This is a genomic window from Streptomyces sp. NPDC088915, from assembly GCF_044749825.1.
GTDB lineage: Bacteria > Actinomycetota > Actinomycetes > Streptomycetales > Streptomycetaceae > Streptomyces.
This window is the reverse complement of sequence record NZ_JBIVIR010000007.1, coordinates 12,771-34,713: the sequence shown is the minus strand read 5'-3', so window position 1 is coordinate 34,713 and position 21,943 is coordinate 12,771. Positions and strand designations below refer to the sequence as shown.

Genomic DNA, 21,943 nt, shown 5'->3' with positions numbered 1-21,943 from the left:
CCGGCTGTCCCGTCCGGCCCCCGTCTCCGTCCCCTGGCCTGGTTCCGCTCCCGGCCGCTGCGCTCCCGGCTCGCCCTGCTCACCGCCGTCGCGGTGGCGGTGGCGGTGGCGGCGGTGTCGCTGGCGTGCTGGTTCGTGACGCGGGAGCAGCTGGAGGCCGAGCTGGACTCCTCGCTGAGCTCCACCCGGCTCGACCCGGGCGGGGCGCAGAACATCCTGTCGTTCTGCCGCCAGGGCACCACGCCGCCGTCGGTGGCGGGCTCGTACACGGTGCGGGTGATCCTCGCCGACGGGAGCGTGTGCACGTCGGGCGAGGCCGCGATCCCCGTCGGCAGCGGCGACCTCGCGGTGGCGCAGGGGCGTCTGGAGGACGTCCTGCACACGGTGAAGGACGCCGACGGGCGCGAGATGCGCGTCTACACCTATCCGCAGGAGAGGACGCCCGGGGTCGCGGTCTCCCTCGCCCGGCCGCTCGCCGAGATCGACAACTCGATGTCCACGCTGCGCTGGGTGCTGCTCCTGGTCTCCGGGATCGGGGTCGTCGGCGCGGGCGCGGCCGGCCTGTGGGTGGCGCGGACCGGTCTGGAGCCGGTGAACCGGCTGACCGGGGCCGTCGAGCACGTGGCGGCGACCGAGGACCTGACGGTCCGCATCCCGGTGGAGGGCGAGGACGAGATCGCCCGGCTCTCGCGCTCGTTCAACGCGATGACTGCGGCGCTCGCGACCTCCCGGGACCTCCAGGCGCGGCTGATCGCGGACGCGGGGCACGAGCTGCGGACGCCGCTGACCTCGCTGCGCACCAACGTCGAGCTCCTCGCGCGGAGCGAGGAGACGGGCCGGGCGATCCCGCCGGAGGACCGGCGGGCCCTGATGGCCTCGGTGAAGGCGCAGATGACGGAGCTGGCGTCGCTGATCGGGGACCTCCAGGAGCTGGCCCGGCCGGACGCGGGGCGGTCGGCGCCCCTGGAGGTGGTGCCGCTGCACACGGTGCTGCGGGCGGCCCTGGACCGGGCGCGGCTGCGCGGCCCGGAGCTGACCTTCGTGACGGACCTGGCGCCCTGGTACGTACGGGCGGAGCCGGCGGCGCTCGAACGGGCCCTGGTGAACGTCCTGGACAACGCGGTGAAGTTCTCGCCGCCCCGGGGCACGGTCGAGGTGACCCTCATGCGGGGCGAACTGACGGTCCGCGACCACGGTCCGGGCATCCCGGCGGACGAGCTGCCGCACGTCTTCGACCGCTTCTGGCGCTCGCCGTCGGCCCGCAGCCTGCCGGGCTCGGGCCTGGGCCTGTCGATCGTGGCCCGTACGGTCCGGCAGGCGGGCGGCACGGTCGCGCTGGCCCCGGCGGAGGGCGGCGGGACGGTGGCGGCGGTCCGGCTGCCGGGGGCGCCGACGCCGCCGCCGGGCGGGGCTTCCGGGGCCTCAGTTGTGCCGGAGGAGGGCCTCGACCAGGCCTGACCGGGTGTTCGGGAAGTCCAGGGGGACGATCCCGAGCCCGGTCCGGCCGGCCAGCTCGGCGCCGTCGAGGAAGCCGTGGACGCGGGGGTTGAGCCGGTCGGAGTTCCAGCGGGGCGGGAGGTACGCGGAGGTGCTGACGAAGTTGACGTAGAGCCGCCCCGGCTGGGCGACGGCGGCCCGGAAGTGGGCCTGGACCTTGGGGTACTTGGCGTCGGGCAGCGCGTTCCAGTCGTCCTGGAGGGCGATCTGCGAGCCGTCCCACCACTTCAGGCCGGGCAGTCCGCCGTTGTCGGCGATGAGGACGACCTTCCCGCGGGCCTCGCCGAGGAGCGGCAGCCGGTCGCCGATGCGGAAGAGGGAGCGCCAGCCGCGCCGATCGAGGTAGTCGTCGAAGATCGCCCGGAAGGTGGCGTCGGACTCCTCGGAGTACTCCTGCTTGACCCGCATGAGGACGGTCTCGGAGGGGTGCGCGGCGAGGAAGGCCTGGCAGGCGACGAGCACGTCGCCGAACATCGTGTTCTGGTACGAGGCTCCGTGGTGGATCGCGAACGACCCCCCGGTCACCCGGCACCGCACGTCCAGGAAGCGGATGCCGCTGTCCAGCTGCTGGGCGACCGTGGTGTTCTGGCACTCGCTCCAGGGCCCGCCGAACCGGGCGCCGGAGTCGTGCGTGCCGGGGATGGTGAGCCGGGTCAGCTCGGTCCCGTCCCCGTGCGCGCCCATCCACGCCCGCACGTCCACGGCCGAGGCGGCGGGCGCCCCGAGCACCACTCCGGCCCCGGCGGCCAGGGCTCCCACGAGGAATCGTCGTCGGTCCATGGCACCGCACTATGACAGGTTCACTTCAAATCCTGCCAGGGTGCGGAGGAAGGAAAAAGGAGGGGCGGCGGCCCGCCGAAACGGCCCGCCGCCCCTCTCGTGGTGCTTACTTGACGACGGTGATGCGGTCCGCGGCCGGGACGGCCAGCGGGGACGTCGCCGAGGAGTGGGCCGCCAGGTAGGCGTTGAAGACGTCCAGGTCCGAGGGGCCGACCAGCTTGTTGGTGCCGGTGGCCAGGGCCGGGAAGCCGTCGCCGCCGCCCGTGAGGAACTCGTTCATCGCGACGCGGTAGGTCTTCGCCGGGTCGATCGGCTCACCGTTCAGCTTGACCGAATCCTCGACGACGCGGTCCGCGCCCGCCTTGGTCGTGTCGAGCGTGTACGTGAAGCCCTTCGAGACCTGGAGGATCTTGACCGAGTTCAGGTTGGCGCCGCTGACCTGCTGCTTCAGGGCGGCGATCAGGTTCGCGCCGGTCAGGTCGACCACGTTCATCATGTTGGTGAAGGGCTGCACGGTGAAGGACTCGCCGTACGTCACCACGCCGTCGCCCTCGGCGCCGGACGCCTTGCGCACCAGGTCGGACCGGATGCCGCCCGGGTTCATCAGGGCCAGCTGCGCGCCGCCCTTGTCCGCCGGGGCCAGGCCCTCCAGCTGCGCGTCGGCGATCACGTCGCCGAGCGGCTTCTCGTACGCCGTGGAGCCGCGGCCGTTGATGTCGGCGGCGATCCAGCCCTGCGGGCGGTTGGCGATCGGGGCCGCGAGCGCCGTCCAGTCCTGGATCAGCTTCGTCATGTCCGCGGCCTTCGGCACGTCGCGCGAGACGACGTGGTTGGCCGAGGCGACCGCCGTGCGCACGATGTCCTTGGTGCGCCGGTCGTAGGTCAGCGTGGTGTCCGTGTAGAGCTTGCCGTACGAGGACGCCGAGGTGACCAGGCGCGGCTTGCCCGCCGGGTCGGGGACGGTGCACACGTACGCCTGGTGCGTGTGGCCGGTGACGAGCGCGTCGACCTGCGGCGAGACCTTCTTGGCGATCTCGGTGATCGGGCCGGAGATGCCGTCGCCCGGACCGGGGCTGTCGCAGTCGTAGTCGTACGCGTCGGAGGCCGGGGCCCCGCCCTCGTGGACCAGGGCGACGATGGACTTGACGCCCTTGCGCTCCAGGACCTTCGCGTACTTGTTGATGGTCTCGACCTCGTCGCCGAACTTCAGGCCCTTGACGCCCTCGGCGGTGACGATGTTCGGGGTGCCCTCCAGGGTCACGCCGATGAAGCCGATCCGGACGCCGTCCTTCTCCCAGACGAAGTACGGGTCGAGCAGCGGCTTCCCGGTCTTCTCCTTCGTCACGTTGGCCGCGAGGTAGGGGAAGTCGGCGCCCTTGAACTTCTTGCCCTGGACGAAGCAGCCGGCGGTCGGGTGACAGCCGCCGTTCTGCATGCGGGCCAGCTCGACGGCGCCCTCGTCGAACTCGTGGTTGCCCACGGAGGTGACGTCGAGGTCCAGCTTGTTCAGCGCCCCGACGGTCGGCTCGTCGTGGAAGAGCCCGGACAGCAGCGGCGAGGCGCCGATGAGGTCACCGGCCGCCGCCGTGACGGAGTAACGATTCCCCTCGCGGGCCTGGCGCAGGTGCGTGGCCAGGTACTCGACGCCGCCCGCGTCGACCTTCTCGGTGGTGCCGTCCGCCTTGAAGCGGGTGACCTGCCCGGAGGAACCGGTCGGCGGCTCCAGGTTGCCGTGCAGGTCGTTGAAGGAGAGCAGCTGGACGTCGACCAGGCGGCCCTTCCCCTTGTCGTGCCCGTGGCCGTGTCCGCCGCCGAACCGGTCACCGGCCGCGCCGGCCGACGGCATCGCGGCGACGAGCGCCCCGACCGTCACGAGCCCGGCCCCCGCGGCGAGGACCCGCCGCGCCGTCCTGTTCTTCCTCGGTGTCGCTGCCATCTGCCCTCTGTTCCCTTTTTCGCCTCTACGGGACGCACTTCCCGTATGCCGGTGCAGCCTAGGGTCAACGCGCGTAGCGCAACAGGGGGGTGTGGATTACAAGACGGTTGCCGCCCGCTTTCCACCGGGCGGCGACGGGCCGCCGTAGGCTCGTGCCATGACTTCCGACACGGCGCCGGCCCTCGAACCCGGACGGCAGATCCACACGTACGACGAGCTCACGCCCGAGCAGGTCCGGGACGTAGCGGAGCTCCTGGAGGCCGCGGACCGGGCCGACGGGATGCACGCCGTGTCCGAGCAGGGGCGGCTCTACCTGCGCAACGGCCGGCGCGAGGGCGTGCGGCACTTCCTGCTGACCGTCGGCCCCCACCTCTACGGCTACGCCCAGCTGGAGGAGACCGACCCGATCGAGGCCCCGGCCGCCGAGCTGGTCGTCCACCCCGACCGGCGCGGGCGCGGGCACGGCCGGGCGCTCGGCACCGCCCTGCTCGACGCCTCCGGCAAGCGGCTGCGCGTCTGGGCGCACGGCGGCAAGCCGGCCGCCCGGCACCTGGCACAGGTCCTCGGCCTGGCCCTCTTCCGCGAACTGCGCCAGCTGCGGCGGTCCCTGGTGCCGCTCGACCTCCCCGAGCCGGTGCTGCCCGGGGGCGTCACCGTCCGCACCTTCGTCCCCGGGCAGGACGACGCGGCCTGGCTCGCCGTCAACGCCGCCGCCTTCGCCCACCACCCCGAGCAGGGCTCGCTCACCCAGCGGGACCTGGACGACCGGACCGCCGAGCCGTGGTTCGACCCGAAGGGCTTCTTCCTCGCGGAGGAGGACGGGCGGCTCGTCGGCTTCCACTGGACGAAGACGCACGCCGAGGAGCAGCTCGGCGAGGTGTACGTGGTCGGCATCCTGCCCGAGGCCCAGGGCGGCGGCCTCGGCAAGGCGCTCACCGCGATCGGCCTGCGGCACCTGGCGGCGCAGGGGCTGCCGACGGCGATGCTGTACGTGGACGGGGACAACTCGGCGGCGGTGCGGGTGTACGAGGGGCTCGGCTTCGCCACGCACGAGGTGGACCTGATGTACCGCACGGAGTCGTAAGTCCTTCTTCCCGGGGGGCGGTTGACACCGCCCCCTTCTTTCCACCACCCTTTCACTACTTGATTAGTGAAAGGGTGGTGGAAGGGATCGTGGTCGAGTACCGCATCGACCGGCGCAGTGGCGTCGCCACCTACCTCCAGATCGTCCAGCAGACGAAACAGGCCCTCCGCATGGGCCTCCTGGAGCCGGGCGACCGACTGCCCACCGCACGCGAGGTCGTCGAGGCGACGGCCATCAACCCCAACACGGTCCTCAAGGCCTACCGCGAACTCGAACGCGAAGGCCTCGTCGAGGCCCGCCGCGGCCTCGGCACCTTCGTCCGCGCCACCCTCGGCACCCACCCGGCCGACTCGCCGCTGCGCGGCGAACTCACCGACTGGGCACGCCGGGCGCGGGCGGAGGGACTCGAACGGGAGGACGTGGCCGCGCTCTTCACATCCGTACTGGACCAGCACTTCACGGACGCACCATCCAAGGGGGAGGAATGACCGATCCGGTCATCGAGGCCGAAGGACTCGGCCTGCACTACCGCCGGCGCGGCGGGGCCCGGGCATTGAGGGACTGCACCTTCGCCCTGCCCGCCGGCCGGGTCGTCGCCGTCGTCGGGCCGAACGGAGCGGGCAAGTCGTCCCTCCTCGCGCTGGCCGCCGGCCTGCTGCGGCCCACGGAGGGCCGGATCGAAGCACCTCCGAGGGAACGCCTCGCGTACGTCGCTCAGGACAAGCCCCTGTACGGACAGCTCACCGTCGCGGAAACACTGCGGATGGGCCGTGAGCTCAACCCGGGCCGCTGGGACGCGGCCGTCGCCGAGAGCATCGTCGCCGCGGGCCCCCTGCCGTCGAAGGCGCGGGTCCGCTCCCTCTCCGGCGGCCAGCGCACCCGTCTCGCGCTCGCCCTCGCACTCGGCAAGCGTCCCGAAGTCCTCCTCCTCGACGAGCCGATGGCCGACCTCGACCCGCTCGCCCGGCACGAACTCATGGGCGCCCTCATGGCCGACGCCGCCGAGCACGGCACCACCGTCGTCATGTCGTCGCACATCCTCACCGAGCTGGAGGGCGTCTGCGACCACCTGCTGCTCGTGCAGGACGGCAGGATCCGCCTCGACGGCCCGATCGACGAACTGATCGCCGCGCACACCCTGCTGACCGGCCCGGTCGCCGACCTCGCCCCGCACACGGTGGTCGACTCCCGCACCACCGGTCGCCAGCTCACCGCCCTGATCCGCCGCGAGGGCCCGGTCGAGGGCCTCTGGGAGACCACCGAACCCTCCCTGGAAGAACTCCTCCTCGCCCACCTCCGCACCCCCGAGGGGGCCCCCGCATGACCGCCCTCGCCCTCAAAGGCCCCTACTGGGTGACATCCCGGCAGCACCGACGGGTCCTGTGGATCGCCCTCGCCCTGGCCGGTGCGGCGGTGGCGGTCCTGATCACCTCACGGCTGTGGTCCGACAGCACGGTGGAAACGCTGCGCGCGACGGGCTGCGCCTACAACAGCCTGGACCCGTCCTGCTTCCAGCACGCCCGCGACTACGCCGACGACCAGTGGCTCGCCCGCCACCTCGTCGAGTACACCGCCCTGGGCATGCTCGTCCTGCCCGTGCTCCTCGGGGCCTTCGTCGCGGGCCCGATGCTCGCCCGCGAGCTGGAGACCGGGACGTACAAGCTGGCATGGACGCAGTCCGTCAGTCCGGCACGCTGGCTCGCGGCGAAGACGGCGGCGCCCGCCGCCCTCGCCCTCACGGTGGTCCCGCTGCTGAGCCTGGTCTTCTACTGGTCCTGGTCGACGGGTCCCGCCGAGGACTACCCCACCTACTGGTACGACCCGACCATGTTCGTCTCGTTCGGCATCGTGCCGACGGCGCACGCACTGCTGGGTCTCGGCCTGGGCACGGCCGTCGGAGTCCTCGTACGGCGCACCGTCATCGCCATGGGCGTCACCGCCCTGCTCACCGGCGCGGCCGTGGCCGTCCTCGCCCGGTTGCGTGCCGATCTCTGGCCCATCCGGACCCTGACCGGGCCCGTATCGCCCAAGGGCGAGGTGTGGCGCCTGGACAGCGGCATGCTCACCTCGTCCGGCGAGCGCCTCCTCTGGGACGACTGCATCGCCGTGCGCCCGCAGAACGTCCGGCAGTGCATGACCGACCGCGGCGGGGTCGTCGAGTTCGTCGACATCCACCCCGCCTCGCACTACTGGCCGCTCCAGCTCGTCGAGTCCGGCATCTGCCTCGCCCTCGCCGCCCTCGCCACCCTCGTCGCCTTCCGCGTCCTGCGCGCCCGCCACCCGTAACCCTCCGCAAGAAGAATCGGGCGCGGGGCCCGCACACGGCCCCGCCCCCGATTCCCGTACGTCATGTCGTCGTTACCGGCCATTCAGAAGCGCTTGCGACGCTCACGCAATGAAGCGCTCCGTGTCCGGCCTTCCCAAAGGGAGGCTCCCCTCCCCCGCGGCCCGCTCCGACGCGCCCGAGCAGCCCCCCGCGCGGAAGAATGGGGTCATGAGCCAGCAGCCCGCCGAGGTCCCGGTCCAGCCCTCCGCCGCCTCCGCGTCCTCCGCCTCCCTCGGATCCATAGCCGCGCACCGCTCCCAGGCGGTCACCGACCTCGACTCCGGTCTGGACACCGATCCCGACGCGTACGAGAGCGACGGCGCGCTCGGCGACGAACTGCCGCAGGGGCGGTTCCTCGACCGGGAGCGCAGCTGGCTCGCGTTCAACGAGCGCGTCCTCGAACTCGCCGAGGACCCCACGACCCCCCTCCTCGAACGGGCGAACTTCCTCGCGATCTTCGCCTCGAACCTCGACGAGTTCTTCATGGTCCGGGTCGCCGGCCTCAAGCGCCGCATCGCCACCGGCGTCGCCACCCGCTCCGCCTCCGGCCTCCAGCCCCGCGAGGTCCTCGACCTGATCTGGACCCGCTCGCGCGAGCTCATGGCCCGGCACGCCGCCTGCTACCAGCAGGACGTGGCCCCGGCCCTGGCCGACGAGGGCATCCACCTGATCCGCTGGCCCGAGCTCACGGAGAAGGAGCAGGCCCGGCTCTTCACCCTCTTCCGCCAGCAGGTCTTCCCCGTCCTCACCCCGCTCGCCGTCGACCCGGCCCACCCCTTCCCGTACATCTCGGGACTCTCGCTCAACCTCGCCGTGGTCGTGCGCAATCCGGTCAGCGGCCACCGCCACTTCGCGCGCGTGAAGGTGCCCCCGCTGCTCTCCCGCTTCCTGGAGGCCTCCCCGCAGCGGTACGTCCCCCTGGAGGACGTCATCGCCGCGCACCTGGAGGAGCTGTTCCCCGGCATGGAGGTGCTCGCGCACCACATGTTCCGGGTGACCAGGAACGAGGACCTGGAGGTCGAGGAGGACGACGCCGAGAACCTGCTCCAGGCCCTGGAGAAGGAGCTCATGCGGCGCCGCTTCGGCCCGCCGGTCCGCCTGGAGGTCGAGGAGTCCATCGACCCGTACGTCCTCGACCTGCTCGTGCGCGAGCTGAAGGTCTCCGACGCCGAGGTCTACCCGCTGCCCGGCCTGCTCGACCTGACCGGCCTCTTCCGGATCGCCGGACAGGACCGGCCGGAGCTGAAGTACCCGACGTTCGTCGCCGGCACCCACCGGGACCTCGCCGAGGTCGAGTCCGCGTCCGCGCCGGACGTCTTCGCCGCGCTGCGCGAGCGGGACGTGCTCCTGCACCACCCGTACGACTCGTTCTCCACCTCCGTCCAGGCCTTCCTGGAGCAGGCGGCGGCCGACCCGGACGTCCTCGCGATCAAGCAGACGCTGTACCGGACCTCCGGCGACTCCCCGATAGTGGACGCCCTCATCGACGCCGCCGAGTCCGGCAAGCAGGTCCTCGTCCTCGTCGAGATCAAGGCCCGCTTCGACGAGCAGGCCAACATCAAGTGGGCGCGCAAGCTGGAGGAGGCCGGCTGCCACGTCGTCTACGGCCTCGTCGGCCTCAAGACCCACTGCAAGCTGTCCCTGGTGGTGCGCCAGGAGGGCGAGCTCCTGCGCCGGTACTCGCACGTCGGCACCGGCAACTACCACCCCAAGACGGCCAGGCTCTACGAGGACCTCGGCCTGCTCACCGCCGACCCGCAGGTCGGCGCGGACCTCTCCGACCTCTTCAACCGGCTCTCCGGCTACTCGCGGCGCGAGACCTACCGGCGCCTGCTGACCGCCCCGAAGTCGCTCCGCGACGGCCTGGTCTCCCGGATCACCAAGGAGATCGCCCACCACCGCGCGGGGCGGCCCGCGTACGTGCGGATCAAGGTCAACTCGATGGTCGACGAGGCCGTCATCGACGCCTGCTACCAGGCCTCGCGGGCGGGCGTCCCCGTCGACATCTGGGTCCGCGGCATCTGCGCCGTACGGCCCGGGGTCGCCGGCCTCTCCGAGAACATCCGGGTCCGCTCGGTCCTCGGCCGCTTCCTGGAGCACTCCCGGATCTTCGCCTTCTGCAACGGCGGCGAGCCCGAGGTGTGGTTCGGCAGCGCCGACATGATGCACCGCAACCTGGACCGCCGGATCGAGGCCCTCGTACGGGTCTCCGACCCGGGGCACCGGGCGGCCCTCACCCGGCTCCTGGAGACCGGGATGTCCGACACCACCTCCTCCTGGCACCTCGGCCCGGACGGGAACTGGACGCGGCACGCGACCGACCCCGAGGGACGGCCCCTGCGGCACGTCCAGGAGATGCTCATCGACGCGCGGAGGCGCAGGCGTGCACAACCCTGACCAGTCGCAGGACGTCACGGCGGGCGAGGTCCTGGCCCCGTACCTCCATGCCCGGGCCGCGGACTTCCTCCGCGGCCTGCGCCTGCACGGCGAGAGCGGCTCCGACAGCGCCGGGTCGGAGGAGGCGGCCCGTACGCTGCGGGCCGCCGCCCGCCGGATCGGCGGCACCCTCCACACCTTCCGGCCGCTGCTCGACGCCGCCTGGGCCGACGAGCTGCGCACCGAGCTGGCCTGGCTCTCGGGCACCCTGGCCGTGGAGCAGGCCTGCACCTCGCGCCTGGTCCGCCTGGTGGACGCGCTGTCCCGCCTGTCGAACGGCGGCGGGCCCGTCCCCGCCGCCCGCGGCAGCGAGTCCGCCGGGCTCTCGGTCGGCGCGGCCCGGGCCGGCGCCCTCCTGGAGCGCCAGCTCACCCTGGCCCGTACGCGCGCCCACTCGGCGGCCCTCCAGGCGCTCGGCTCCTCCCGCTTCCACGCGGTCGCGGACGCCGTCGCCCTCCTGGCCTCGGAGGTCCCGCTCGGGCCCGCCTCCGCCGCGCCCGCCGCCGAGGTCCTGGACGCCTCCGCCGGGGTGGCCGAAAGGCGCTTCCTGGACGCGGTCGCCGCCCTCCCGCTGACCCGGGCGGCCCACCCGTACAACGCCGACGCCCTCGCCCTCGCCGCCGGCGAGACCCAGGACGCGCCCTGGCACCAGACCCGGCTGCTGCTGCGCCTGCACCGGTACGCCACCGAGGCCCTGCACGCCGGGGGCGAGCCGGACCCCGTCCTGTACGAGGCGGCCCGCGCCCTGGACCGGCACCGCGACGCCGCCGAGGCCGCGGCGGCCGCGTCCGCCGCCGCCCGCACCCCCCGCATCGCCCCGGCGACCGCCTACGCCCTCGGCGTCCTCCACGCCGACCAGCGCCACGAGGTCGAGGCCGCCCGCTTCGCCTTCCAGCGCGCCTGGCGCAGAACGACGGCCCCGGTCCCATGACGGCCCCGACCCCGGTCCTGGCGGCGGGCTGCGTCCTGTGGCGCCCGTCGCCCTCGGGCCGGGGGATCGAGATCGCACTGGTCCACCGGCCGAAGTACGACGACTGGTCGCACCCGAAGGGGAAGCTGAAGCGCGGCGAGACGGCGGAGGAGTGCGCGCTGCGCGAGGTCCTGGAGGAGACGGGCCGGCGCTGCGAGCTCGGCCCCCGCCTGTCCACGGTCCGCTACACGGTGGCGGACCGCCCCAAGGAGGTCGCCTACTGGTCGGCCCGCGCCCTCGACGGCACCTTCACCCCCAACCACGAGATCGACACCCTCCTCTGGCTCCCCCCGCCCCTGGCCCGCCCCCACCTCACCCAACCGAGGGACCGCACCCTCCTGGCCGAGGCCCTGACGACGACCCACTTCTGAAACGCCCCACCACACGGCGAACCCACCCCCGAGACGCCCCCCCCCACGCGGCCAGACCCACCACCGGGACACCCCTCGTCACGGCCGACCCACCCCCGAGGCACCCCTGCCCCACGACCGGCCCACCCCCGAGACGGTCCCACCCCACGACCGGTCCACCCGGGGTGACACCCCCACGCAACCGTCCCGCCGCCGACGGCGAGCACCGCCCACGGGAAGACCCGCACCTCTGCCCTCCCACCCGCACGGGCGGTGCGGGTGGGAAAACCCTCCCGGCCGGAGGCCGGAAACACCCCGACCGCGGTCAGCCACCCCGCACCTCCACCCCGCCGCCGCCCGCCCAAGGGCCCCGCACCCGGGCTTCCGGCACGGTTCACTTCCCGTTCACCCTCCCCCGTCGACCGCTTCACCTGTTCTGCCTAATTTCGGCCTTACGAGGTGCTCGGAGCACAGTGAAGCACCCGCCAAACCGACACACGCCGCCGCAGAACGTTCAGGACACTCGGTCCGCGACAGGGCGGCTTCTGGAAGGAACACCCGAAAGTGAAGCTTTCGCGCAAGAACGGGCTTCGCGCCTCCGCGATCGGTGCCCTCGTCGTCTCCGGCGCCCTGGTCCTCTCGGCGTGTGGCTCGGACAACAACACGGAGACCCCGGCCAAGGACGGCGACACCAAGTCCTCGGCCGCCGCCTCGAACATCGCCTGTGAGGGCGCCAAGGGCCAGCTCCTCGCCGCCGGCTCCAGCGCGCAGAAGAACGCGATGGACCTGTGGGTCAAGAACTTCCAGGCCGCCTGCTCCGGCGTCGAGATCAACTACCAGGCCATCGGTTCCGGCGGCGGCATCACCAAGTTCAACCAGGGCCAGGTCGCCTTCGCGGGCTCCGACTCCGCCCTGAAGGACGAAGAGGTCGCCGAGTCCCAGAAGATCTGCAAGGGCGGCAAGGGCGTCAACCTGCCCATGGTCGGCGGCCCCATCGCCATCGGCTACAAGCTGGAGGGCGTGGACAACCTGGTCCTGGACGCCTCCACCATCGCCAAGATCTTCGACAACAAGATCACCAAGTGGAACGACCCGGCGATCGCCAAGCTGAACCCGGGCGCCAAGCTCCCCGACTCCACCATCCAGGCCTTCCACCGCTCCGACGAGTCGGGCACCACCCAGAACCTGGGCAAGTACCTCTCGACCGCCGCCGCGGCCGACTGGAAGCACGACCCGAAGTCGAAGTCGTGGCCCGCCCAGGGCGGCCAGGCCGCCAACGGCTCCTCCGGCGTCGCCACCGCGGTCAAGGACGCCGAGGGCTCCATCGGCTACTTCGAGCTCTCGTACGCCACCGCGAACAACATCTCCACGGTCGCCATCAACACCGGCGCCTCCGCCCCGGTCGCCGCCTCCTCGGAGAACGCCTCCAAGGCCATCGCCGCCGCCAAGGTCAAGGGCACCGGCAGCGACCTGGCCCTCTCCCTCGACTACGCCACCAAGGCCGAGGGCGCCTACCCGATCGTCCTCGTCACGTACGAGATCGCCTGCGACAAGGGCAACAAGGCGGAGACCCTGCCGACCCTGAAGGCCTTCCTCAACTACACCGTGAGCGAGGAGGGCCAGAAGGTCCTCGCCGACGCCGGCTACGCCCCGCTCCCGGCCGAGATCGCCGCCAAGGTCCGCACGATCGTCCCCACCCTGTCCTGACCCCCGACCGGGCCGGCCCCTGACCTCCCGTGCAGGGGCCGGCCCGGCATCCGGTGCACCGCCGCCAGGAGCCGTACGACCCGTACCGGCCCCGCAGACCGGAGAAGCAGATGGCCACCACCACACCAGAGCTCAAGAGGAGCCGGAGCGCCAAGAGCGCCTCCCGCCCCGGAGACCGCGTCTTCAGCGGCCTCTCCCGGGGTTCCGGCATCACCCTCCTCGTCATCATGGCCGCGATCGCGGTCTTCCTCAGCTACCGCGCGGTCCTCGCCATCTCGAAGGACAGCACGAACTTCTTCACCACCTTCGAGTGGAACCCGGCCGGCGACCCGCCGGTCTTCGGCATCGCCGTCCTCGCCTTCGGCACCGTCGTCTCGTCGGTCGTCGCGATGGTCATCGCCGTGCCGGTCGCGATCGGCATCGCCCTCTTCATCTCGCACTACGCCCCGCGCCGGCTCGCCAAGCCGCTCGCGTACGTGGTCGACCTGCTCGCCGCCGTGCCCAGCATCATCTACGGCCTCTGGGGCGCGATCTTCCTCGTCCCCTACCTGGCCGGCCTGAACGAGTGGCTCGACCAGTACCTCGGCTGGACGTACGTCTTCGACAAGTCGCAGGACGGCGTCGCCCGCAACCTCTTCACCGTGGGCATCCTCCTGGCGATCATGATCCTCCCGATCATCACCAACGTGACCCGCGAGGTCTTCCTCCAGGTCCCGAAGATGCACGAGGAGGCCGCCCTCGCCCTCGGCGCCACGCGCTGGGAGGTCATCCGCATGTCGGTGCTGCCCTTCGGCCGCTCCGGCATCATCTCCGCCTCCATGCTGGGCCTCGGCCGCGCGCTCGGCGAGACCATGGCCGTCGCCGTGGTCCTCTCCCCCAGCTTCCTCGTCTCGGGCCACCTGCTCGACCCGGGCGGCGGCACCTTCGCCCAGAACATCGCCGCCAAGTTCAACGAGGCCAACGAGTACGGCCGGGACGCCCTCATCGCGTCCGGTCTCGTCCTCTTCACCATCACCCTGCTCGTCAACGGCGCGGCCCGCTGGATCATCGGCCGCCGCAAGGAGTACTCGGGGGCAGCGGCATGAGCCACGCCATTCAGGACCGTCCGCTCTCGGTGGCCCCGCGCCGCGGGTCCCTCTCCCACGCCCGCCTCCCCCGCTGGACCCCGGCGGCCGTCGCCGTCGGCTCCGTCCTCGCGGGCGTCGGCACCGGCCTCGCCGCCGGCTGGCACAGCAAGGTGCAGTGGGGCCTGATCTCCGCCCTGCTCTTCGTCCTCGTCACGTACGCCCTGACCACCAAGGTCGAGGGCAGCCGCCAGGCCAAGGACCGCGTCGCCACCAGCCTCGTCTGGGTCTGCTTCGTCCTCGCCGTCGTCCCGCTGCTCTCCCTCGCCTGGGTCACGATCAGCAAGGGCGCGGCCGTCCTCGACGGCTACTTCCTGACCCACTCGATGAACGGCGTCCTCGACGCCGAGGCCGGCGGCGGCGTCTACCACGCGCTGCTCGGCACCATCGAGCAGGTCGGCATCGCGACCCTGATCGCCGCCCCGATCGGCCTGCTGACCGCGGTCTACCTCGTCGAGTACGGCGGCGGGAGGCTCGCCCAGGCCGTCACCTTCTTCGTCGACGTCATGACGGGCATCCCGTCCATCGTCGCGGGCCTCTTCATCCTCGCCACCTGGAACCTGATCCTGGGCTTCGGGCCCTCCGGTTTCGCCGGCGCGATGGCCCTCGCCATCCTGATGATGCCGGTCGTGGTCCGCTCCACCGAGGAGATGCTCAAGCTCGTCCCGAACGAGCTCCGCGAGGCCTCCCTCGCCCTCGGCATCCCCAAGTGGCGCACCATCCTGAAGGTGGTCCTGCCCACCGCGATCGGCGGCATCACCACGGGCGTCATGCTCGCGGTCGCCCGCATCACCGGCGAGACGGCCCCCGTCCTGCTCCTCGTGTTCGGTACGAAGCTCATCAACCCGAACCCCTTCGAAGGCGCCCAGTCCTCCCTGCCGCTCTACGTGTACGAGCAGTACGCGGTCGGCACCGACGCCGCCGTGGCCCGCGCCTGGGCCGCCGCGCTCGTCCTGATCGCCTTCGTCATGATCCTCAACCTGGTGGCCCGCGGCATCGCCCGCTGGAAGGCCCCGAAGACCAGCCGCTAAGCATCTGACATGCGGCTGACGCCGCGTGGCGGCAATAAGGAAGTGATCCCCATGGCCAAGCGAATCGACGTCAGCGGCCTCTCCGCCTACTACGGCGCCCACAAGGCGATCGACGACATCTCGATGACCGTCGAGCCCCGCTCCGTGACGGCCTTCATCGGCCCCTCCGGCTGCGGCAAGTCCACCTTCCTGCGCACCCTGAACCGCATGCACGAGGTCACCCCCGGCGGCCGCGTCGAGGGCAAGGTGATGCTGGACGACGAGAACCTGTACGGCACGAACGTCGACCCGGTCGCCGTGCGCCGCACGGTCGGCATGGTCTTCCAGCGCCCGAACCCCTTCCCCACCATGTCGATCTTCGACAACGTGGCGGCGGGCCTGCGCCTGAACGGCAGCTACAAGAAGTCGCAGCTCAGCGACATCGTCGAGAAGTCCCTCAAGGGCGCCAACCTCTGGAACGAGGTCAAGGACCGCCTGAACAAGCCGGGCTCCGGCCTCTCCGGCGGCCAGCAGCAGCGCCTGTGCATCGCCCGCGCCATCGCGGTCGAGCCCGACGTCCTGCTGATGGACGAGCCCTGCTCGGCCCTCGACCCGATCTCCACCCTCGCCATCGAGGACCTGATCGGCGAGCTGAAGGAGCGCTTCACGATCGTCATCGTGACGCACAACATGCAGCAGGCCGCCCGCGTCTCCGACCGCACCGCCTTCTTCAACCTGGCGGCCGTCGGCCAGCCCGGCAAGCTGATCGAGCTGGACGACACGGAGCGCATCTTCTCCAACCCGAGCGTCCAGGCGACCGAGGACTACATCTCCGGCCGCTTCGGATAAGACCGTCCTGCGGTGCTGCATGGCGGTGCCACCGCACGACGAAGGGCCCGACTCCCCCACGAGGGGAGCCGGGCCCGTTTCCGTACGGAAGCACTCAGCCGAAGACGAGCTGCACCACGTAGTAGCTCAGCGCCGCGACGATCGCCGCCGCCGGCATCGTGATGAACCAGCCGAGGATGATGTTCTTGGCGACGCCCCACCGGACCGCGTTGACGCGCTTCGTCGCGCCCACGCCCATGATCGCGGAGGTGATGACGTGCGTGGTCGAGATCGGCGCGTGGAACAGGAACGCCGAGCCGAACATGATCGACGCGCCCGTGGTCTCCGCCGCGAAGCCCTGCGGCGGGTCCAGTTCGATGATCTTCCGGCCGAGCGTCCGCATGATGCGCCAACCGCCCGCGTACGTACCGAGGGAGAGCATCAGGGCGCAGGCGATCTTCACCCACACCGGGATGTCGTCGCCCGCTTCCTGCACGTCGGCGATGACCAGGGCCATCACCACGATGCCCATCGTCTTCTGGGCGTCCTGGAGGCCGTGGCCGAGCGCCATGCCGGCCGCCGACACCGTCTGGGCGATGCGGAAGCCGCGCTTCGCCTTGTGCGGGTTGGCCTTGCGGAAGATCCACATGATCGCGCACATCACCAGGTAACCGGCCACGAGACCGATCACCGGCGAGACGAACATGGGGATGACGACCTTGTCGAGCACCCCGCCCCAGATCACCTCGGTGCCGCCGGCGAGCGCCGCGCCCACCATGCCACCGAAGAGCGCGTGCGAGGAGGAGGACGGCAGGCCGAAGTACCAGGTGACCAGGTTCCAGATGATCGCGCCCACGAGCGCGGCGAAGAGGATGCCCATCCCCTTGTCGCCGGTGGGGGTCGCGATGAGCCCCTCACTGACGGTCTTGGCGACCCCCTGGCCCAGGAAGGCGCCCGCGAGGTTCATCACCGCCGCCATCGCCAGGGCCGCCCGGGGCGTCAGCGCCCGGGTCGACACCGAGGTGGCGATGGCGTTGGCGGAGTCGTGGAATCCGTTCGTATACGTGAAGCCGAGCGCGACGCCGATGGTCACGATCAGGGCGAAGGTGTCCACGAAGCCTCAGGACTCCTTGACCGCGATGGTCTCCACCGTGTTGGCCACGTGCTCGAACGCGTCGGCCGCCTCCTCGAGGACGTCCACGATCTGCTTGAGCTTCAGCACCTCGATGGCGTCGTACTTGCCGTTGAAGAGCTGGGCGAGCAGCTTGCGGTGGATCTGGTCGGCCTGGTTCTCCAGCCGGTTGACCTCGATCCAGTACTCGGTGAGGTTGGACATCGTCCGCAGGTTCGGCATGGCCTCGGCGGTCAGCTCCGCCGCCCGGGCCAGGACCTCGATCTGCTGCTCGACGCCCTTGGGGAGCTCTTCGACGTTGTAGAGGACGACCAGGTCGACGGCCTCCTCCATGAAGTCCATGATGTCGTCGAGGGACGAGGCCAGGGAGTAGATGTCCTCGCGGTCGAACGGCGTGATGAAGGAGGAGTTGAGCTGGTGGAAGATCGCGTGGGTGGCGTCGTCGCCGGCGTGTTCCGCTGCCCGCATCCGCTCCGCGATCTCGGCCCGGGCGGAAGGCTCCGCCCCGAGCAGTTCCATCAGGAGCTTCGAGCCCGTGACGATGTTGTCCGCGGACGCGGCGAACATGTCGTAGAAGCTCGTCTCCCTGGGGGTCAGACGAAATCGCACGTGAGGTCCTCGGGGTGCTGGGTTGGGTCAGGCTGATGCTAGGCGCATCATCCGGCCACGGCTAACCGGCGTCCTCTCAGTGTCGCCCATCGGGCACAGTGATCTGCACGGGCCCCCGCCCGGTTCGGCGGGGATCGGTACCATATACCCACGAGGGGTATACACCCCCTTTCTGGACAACGGGAGGACGCGATGACGACCACCGAGGCGGACCAGGTGACCCCCGAGACCGTCGAGCCCGTCGGCCCCGTCGAGAGCGCCGGAACGACCGCCGCGGCGACTGCCGAAACAACCGCGGCGGCGACTGCGGGGGCGACCTCGGGGGCGACCGCCCACGAGCGCGGCGTGCACGGCTACCACCACCAGAAGAGCGAGCACCTCAAGCGCCTGCGCCGGATCGAGGGCCAGATCAGGGGCCTCCAGCGGATGGTCGACGAGGACGTCTACTGCATCGACATACTCACGCAGGTCTCCGCCTCCACGAAGGCGCTCCAGTCCTTCGCGCTCCAGCTCCTGGAGGAGCACCTGCGGCACTGCGTCGCGGACGCGGCGGCCAAGGGCGGGGACGACGTGGACGCCAAGGTCGAGGAGGCCACGAAGGCCATCGCCCGCATGATGCGCACCTGAGGTACGGGGGCCGGAGCGGGGCCGGCGGGATCAGCGGCCGCGTGCGGTCCGCTCCGCCGCCACCCTCAGGACCTCGTCTATCCGGTCGGCGCTGAGCCGCTCCCCGTCGGCGGCGGAGGCGGCGATGATCAGCTCGCCGCACAGCTCTATCTCGGCGAGGGCGACGCGCTCCTGGTCTGCGGGCACGGTCGCGGTACCGGGCGGGGCCACGCGCATCCACCTCTTCCTGCCGGCGTCGGTCTCCCAGCGGTCTCCCAGCGTAGGTACGGAGCCACGCACCGCGCATGACACGTCCGGACCATTTGCCGATGGCCCGTGCCACCGTCGCCCGAGGTGGGGCCGGGGCACGGGCGGGTCAGGTCTCGACCTTCCCGTCGTAGAGGTCCCGGCGGTCCGGCAGCACGACCCGGACGGGGACCCCGAAGCCGTAGAGCAGCGTGGTCGAGGAGACGGCGACCGTGCGGCCCTGGTTGCTGAAGTTGAACCGGTGGCGGACCTTCCGCAGCCGCCCCTCCCCGTCCAGGTACGCGTCGAACGGCACCGCGTCGTCGGAGAACCCTTTCGCCGCCGCGGCGAGCGCCCCGCGCACCTGCGGCGACGCGGCCCGGGCCGCGCGCGCGATGTCGGCGACCCCCCGGTAGTGGCCGACCCTCTCCCCCGCGAGGTCGGTCTCGCCGAGGTACGTGACCTCCCGGGCGCCCCGCAGCAGTTCGGCCGCGGCGGCCGGGTCGGTGGCGCCGCCCGTGACGAGGTTCCCGTCGTCGAGGGCGGTGGTGTCGACGCGGACCCACTTGTCGGCGGGCACCCCGGCCCCGCGGTTCTTCATGTAGAGGACGCCGGGGGTGAGGAGTTCGGTGATCGGCCGGTGGCCGCTCGTACCGGCCGGGTCCCGGGGCAGCACCACCTGGAGGTGGCCGGTCCGGCGCCGGAAGTCGTAGCCGCCCTCGCCCCGGATGGTGACCCGGGTCCCGCCCGAGGCCATCTCCATGGCGGTGCTGGCCTTGGCGGTGCCGGCCCGCGCCAGCGCGTCGGCGGCGCCCCGCACGGCGAGCGCGGGATCGGACGCGGACTTCGGGTCCTGGGACGCGGCGCAGCCGGAGACGGCGGCGGACCCGACGAGGGAGCCGACCAGGACGACGGTGGCGGCGAAGGTCCCGCTCCCCCGGCCGTGCGGACGCCCGTACTCCTGAACCGTCATCGTCTGCCAACCCCCCACGCCTCACCGCCGTCCGCCCGGGGCCCCTCTCGTCCCGGCCCGGGACGGGGGACACCCGATCCGGATAACGACGGCCCGGACGAGCCGTCACGCGCAGTACGGTGGACGCGTGTACGCGCAGGCTTCCTCCCACACGACCACGACGACGGAGCGCGGCTCGTTCGCGCTGGCGCGCTGCAGCTGCGGCTGGACGGGACCGGCCCGCAGATCGAGGGACCGGGCGCGTACGGACGCGGCGGACCACACCCGTACGGCGACGGGCCCGGAGACCCCCTAGGGGTCGCCCAGGGGTCACCCGGGGATCACCCGGGGGTCTCCTCACCCGCCGTCAGGCGGCCAGGTCCTTGCGGTCCTTGCGACCGGTCCTTGCGGCCGGTCCGCCGACGCGGGACTCGGGGATCTCGACCGTCTCCGGGAGCCGCGCCACGTCGGCCCGCCGGGAGCGGACGAGGCGGGCGCCGCGGCCCGAGCGGGCGACGGCGGAGACGACGGGGGTCAGCAGCGCGAGCGCGAGCGGGGCGAGGAGCAGCGCCACCGCCGTGCCGAGGGCGAGCCCGCCGATGACGTCGGTCGGGTAGTGGACGCCCAGGTAGACCCGCGCGAAGCCCTCGGCGAGGGCCAGGCCGATGGCCGCGAGGCCGAAGCCGCGGTGGGCGACGAAGAGGCCGACGCCGAGGGCCATCGCCAGGGTGGCGTGGTCGCTGACGAAGGAGAAGTCGGTCTTCCCGCCGACGAGGACCTCCAGGCCCTGGTGGTCCACGAAGGGGCGGGGGCGCTCGACGAAGCCCCGGATGGGGATGTTGACCAGGAGGGCGGTCCCGGCGGCCAGCGGGGTCCAGACGAGACCGGCGACGGCCGAGACGGAGTCGGCGGGGGTGCCGCGCCGGCGGACGCTCCACCAGCACGCGAGCACGGTGAGGACGATCGCGAGGACGATCCCGTACTCGCCGACGTACGCCATGACTCGGTCGAACCACGGCGGGGCCGACCTGGCCAGCCCGTTGATGTCGTAGAGCAGGCTGACATCGGGGTTCGAACCGTCCGATGCGAGTACAGCCATCTGCTGCGGTCCCTTGCTCTCGTGGTCTGTGGTTTCCAACCCCCGTGTTCAGAGCGGTCGGATCAGGGAACGAACCGCCTGAGGCGTGCGTTCCGCTCTCTCCGGTGGATCATGCCGACGTTATCGAAGAGTGACGGCCCGCCGCAGCTCAGGGCCTGTGCATGACGGAGAGTTCCGGCCATGTCCCGTACGCCCCGAACGCCGCCCTACGTCTGCGGCAGGTGCGTGGGCAGGGCGGCGGCGCCCTCCGGGGTGACCCGGGTGGCGCCGAAGTAGTCCGGGGTGTCGATCCGGTCGAAGCGGATCACCGCCCCGGTCCGCGGCGCGTTGATCATGTACCCGCCGCCGACGTAGACGCCGACGTGCCGGATGGCCCGCGAGTCGGTCAGGTCGTCCGAGAAGAAGACCAGGTCGCCGGGGAGCAGCTCCTCGCGCGCGGGGTGCGGTCCGGCGTTGTACTGGTCGTTGGCGACGCGCGGCAGCTGGATCCCGACGCTGTCGTACGCGGCCTGGGTGAGCCCGGAGCAGTCGAACCGGCCGTTCTGCGCGGCCGTGCCCGTACCGCCCCAGAGGTAGGGGGTGCCGAGCTTCTGCTGCGCGTAGTGGATGGCGCCCGCGGCCTGCTGCGACGGGTCGACGCGGCCGACGGGCCGGGCGAAGCTCTCCTCCAGGGACTTGATGATGCGGACGTAGTTCCGGGTCTCGCTGATGGGCGGCACGCCGCCGTGCCGGATCACCCGGTACGCGCCCGCGTTGTACGCGGCCAGCATGTTGCTCGCCGGGTCCCCGGGGACGTCCTTCACGTATTTGGCGAGCTCGCAGTCGTACGAGGCGGCCGACGGGATCGCGTCCTTCGGGTCCCAGATGTCCCGGTCCCCGTCCCCGTCCCCGTCGATGCCGTGACCGGCCCAGGTGCCGGGGATGAACTGGGCGATGCCCCGGGCGTCGGCCGGGGAGACGGCCCGCGGGTTCCAGCCGCTCTCCTGGTAGAGCTGCGCGGCGAGCAGGGCCGGGTTGATGGCGGGGCAGAGGTTCCCCCACCGCTGCACGAGGCCCTGGTAGAGGGCCGGGACGGCGCCCTTGGCGAGCCCCACCGTGCCGTTCCTGCCGGCGCCGGCGCCGGCGGCGAGACCCGAGGCCGCGGAGTACGTGCCGACGACGAGCATGGCCACGAAGGCGAGACAGACCCCGAAGGCCCCGCCCGCCACCAGCCACGCCCTGCCCGCCCCGCGACCCGCCCTACGCACCGTC

The 21,943-nt window shown here is 71.9% G+C and carries 22 protein-coding genes; 14 read left to right on the top strand and 8 right to left on the bottom strand.

What is annotated here, in order from left to right:
• The first annotated feature begins 33 nt into the window (after positions 1-33).
• Positions 34-1,458 (top strand): ATP-binding protein, encoded by a 1,425-nt coding sequence (locus ACIP5O_RS14510; protein ID WP_401293504.1) that lies wholly within the window; start codon positions 34-36, stop codon positions 1,456-1,458.
• Here the strand turns inward: ACIP5O_RS14510 and ACIP5O_RS14505 are convergent.
• Both ACIP5O_RS14505 and ACIP5O_RS14500 read right to left on the bottom strand, forming a co-directional pair.
• Positions 1,423-2,277: a phosphatidylinositol-specific phospholipase C domain-containing protein gene (locus ACIP5O_RS14505; RefSeq protein ID WP_401292788.1), complete on the bottom strand. Its 855-nt coding sequence runs from the start codon at positions 2,275-2,277 to the stop codon at positions 1,423-1,425. The two genes, ACIP5O_RS14510 and ACIP5O_RS14505, sit on opposite strands and share 36 nt — an antisense overlap.
• Positions 2,278-2,383: 106 nt before the next feature.
• The gene (locus ACIP5O_RS14500) at positions 2,384-4,213 is read right to left on the bottom strand and encodes a bifunctional metallophosphatase/5'-nucleotidase (RefSeq protein ID WP_401292785.1); all 1,830 of its coding nucleotides are present in this window, start codon (positions 4,211-4,213) and stop codon (positions 2,384-2,386) included.
• A gap of 157 nt (positions 4,214-4,370) precedes the next feature.
• Here ACIP5O_RS14500 and mshD point away from each other — a divergent pair, with 157 nt between their 5' ends.
• The 11 genes from mshD (at position 4,371) to pstB (ending at position 16,069) form a co-directional block, all read left to right on the top strand.
• Positions 4,371-5,297 carry a mycothiol synthase gene (mshD, locus tag ACIP5O_RS14495; RefSeq protein ID WP_401292782.1) on the top strand — a complete coding sequence of 309 codons (927 nt, stop codon included), beginning with the start codon at positions 4,371-4,373 and terminating at the stop codon, positions 5,295-5,297.
• A gap of 89 nt (positions 5,298-5,386) precedes the next feature.
• On the top strand, positions 5,387-5,785 hold the full coding sequence (locus tag ACIP5O_RS14490) for a GntR family transcriptional regulator (RefSeq protein ID WP_356543408.1): 399 nt from the start codon (positions 5,387-5,389) through the stop codon (positions 5,783-5,785).
• Positions 5,782-6,621, top strand: a complete 840-nt coding sequence (locus ACIP5O_RS14485) for an ATP-binding cassette domain-containing protein (protein ID WP_401292780.1) — start codon at positions 5,782-5,784, stop codon at positions 6,619-6,621. The genes ACIP5O_RS14490 and ACIP5O_RS14485 overlap by 4 nt, the downstream gene beginning before the upstream one ends.
• A complete protein-coding gene (locus ACIP5O_RS14480; RefSeq protein ID WP_401292778.1) occupies positions 6,618-7,583 on the top strand; it encodes a hypothetical protein in 966 nt (321 codons plus the stop codon). Before ACIP5O_RS14485 ends, ACIP5O_RS14480 begins: the two co-directional genes overlap by 4 nt.
• A 208-nt stretch (positions 7,584-7,791) precedes the next feature.
• The gene (locus tag ACIP5O_RS14475) at positions 7,792-10,020 is read left to right on the top strand and encodes an RNA degradosome polyphosphate kinase (RefSeq protein WP_401292776.1); all 2,229 of its coding nucleotides are present in this window, start codon (positions 7,792-7,794) and stop codon (positions 10,018-10,020) included.
• The gene (locus tag ACIP5O_RS14470; protein WP_401292773.1) at positions 10,007-10,990 is read left to right on the top strand and encodes a CHAD domain-containing protein; all 984 of its coding nucleotides are present in this window, start codon (positions 10,007-10,009) and stop codon (positions 10,988-10,990) included. Before ACIP5O_RS14475 ends, ACIP5O_RS14470 begins: the two co-directional genes overlap by 14 nt.
• The gene (locus ACIP5O_RS14465; protein WP_401292771.1) at positions 10,987-11,400 is read left to right on the top strand and encodes an NUDIX hydrolase; all 414 of its coding nucleotides are present in this window, start codon (positions 10,987-10,989) and stop codon (positions 11,398-11,400) included. The genes ACIP5O_RS14470 and ACIP5O_RS14465 overlap by 4 nt, the downstream gene beginning before the upstream one ends.
• Positions 11,401-11,943: 543 nt before the next feature.
• Positions 11,944-13,086, top strand: coding sequence for a phosphate ABC transporter substrate-binding protein PstS (gene pstS / locus ACIP5O_RS14460; protein ID WP_401292768.1), 1,143 nt, complete (start codon positions 11,944-11,946; stop codon positions 13,084-13,086).
• 110 nt (positions 13,087-13,196) lie between these two features.
• Positions 13,197-14,171 carry a phosphate ABC transporter permease subunit PstC gene (gene pstC / locus ACIP5O_RS14455; protein ID WP_401293502.1) on the top strand — a complete coding sequence of 325 codons (975 nt, stop codon included), beginning with the start codon at positions 13,197-13,199 and terminating at the stop codon, positions 14,169-14,171.
• Positions 14,168-15,241, top strand: coding sequence for a phosphate ABC transporter permease PstA (pstA, locus tag ACIP5O_RS14450; protein WP_401292766.1), 1,074 nt, complete (start codon positions 14,168-14,170; stop codon positions 15,239-15,241). The genes pstC and pstA overlap by 4 nt, the downstream gene beginning before the upstream one ends.
• A gap of 51 nt (positions 15,242-15,292) precedes the next feature.
• Positions 15,293-16,069: a phosphate ABC transporter ATP-binding protein PstB gene (pstB, locus tag ACIP5O_RS14445; RefSeq protein WP_386364402.1), complete on the top strand. Its 777-nt coding sequence runs from the start codon at positions 15,293-15,295 to the stop codon at positions 16,067-16,069.
• 94 nt (positions 16,070-16,163) lie between these two features.
• On the opposite strand, the gene ACIP5O_RS14440 is transcribed toward pstB, so the two are convergent.
• Both ACIP5O_RS14440 and ACIP5O_RS14435 read right to left on the bottom strand, forming a co-directional pair.
• Positions 16,164-17,162, bottom strand: a complete 999-nt coding sequence (locus ACIP5O_RS14440; protein WP_356542916.1) for an inorganic phosphate transporter — start codon at positions 17,160-17,162, stop codon at positions 16,164-16,166.
• A 6-nt stretch (positions 17,163-17,168) separates the two neighbouring features.
• Positions 17,169-17,789 (bottom strand): DUF47 family protein, encoded by a 621-nt coding sequence (locus ACIP5O_RS14435; protein WP_365548667.1) that lies wholly within the window; start codon positions 17,787-17,789, stop codon positions 17,169-17,171.
• Between the two features lie 192 nt (positions 17,790-17,981).
• On the opposite strand from ACIP5O_RS14435, the gene ACIP5O_RS14430 reads away from it, so the two are divergent.
• Positions 17,982-18,416 (top strand): metal-sensitive transcriptional regulator, encoded by a 435-nt coding sequence (locus ACIP5O_RS14430; RefSeq protein ID WP_401292763.1) that lies wholly within the window; start codon positions 17,982-17,984, stop codon positions 18,414-18,416.
• A gap of 30 nt (positions 18,417-18,446) precedes the next feature.
• Here the strand turns inward: ACIP5O_RS14430 and ACIP5O_RS14425 are convergent, their stop codons facing one another.
• On the bottom strand, positions 18,447-18,632 hold the full coding sequence (locus tag ACIP5O_RS14425; RefSeq protein ID WP_125667292.1) for a hypothetical protein: 186 nt from the start codon (positions 18,630-18,632) through the stop codon (positions 18,447-18,449).
• A 139-nt stretch (positions 18,633-18,771) separates the two neighbouring features.
• Positions 18,772-19,614 carry a hypothetical protein gene (locus ACIP5O_RS14420; protein WP_401292760.1) on the bottom strand — a complete coding sequence of 281 codons (843 nt, stop codon included), beginning with the start codon at positions 19,612-19,614 and terminating at the stop codon, positions 18,772-18,774.
• A gap of 127 nt (positions 19,615-19,741) precedes the next feature.
• On the opposite strand from ACIP5O_RS14420, the gene ACIP5O_RS14415 reads away from it, so the two are divergent.
• Positions 19,742-19,909 (top strand): hypothetical protein, encoded by a 168-nt coding sequence (locus ACIP5O_RS14415; protein WP_401292758.1) that lies wholly within the window; start codon positions 19,742-19,744, stop codon positions 19,907-19,909.
• 51 nt (positions 19,910-19,960) lie between these two features.
• Here the strand turns inward: ACIP5O_RS14415 and ACIP5O_RS14410 are convergent, their stop codons facing one another.
• Together ACIP5O_RS14410 and ACIP5O_RS14405 are read right to left on the bottom strand one after the other, a co-directional pair.
• Positions 19,961-20,692 carry a phosphatase PAP2 family protein gene (locus ACIP5O_RS14410; protein WP_401292756.1) on the bottom strand — a complete coding sequence of 244 codons (732 nt, stop codon included), beginning with the start codon at positions 20,690-20,692 and terminating at the stop codon, positions 19,961-19,963.
• Between the two features lie 206 nt (positions 20,693-20,898).
• Positions 20,899-21,858: an NlpC/P60 family protein gene (locus tag ACIP5O_RS14405; RefSeq protein ID WP_401293499.1), complete on the bottom strand. Its 960-nt coding sequence runs from the start codon at positions 21,856-21,858 to the stop codon at positions 20,899-20,901.
• Positions 21,859-21,943: the final 85 nt, after the last annotated feature.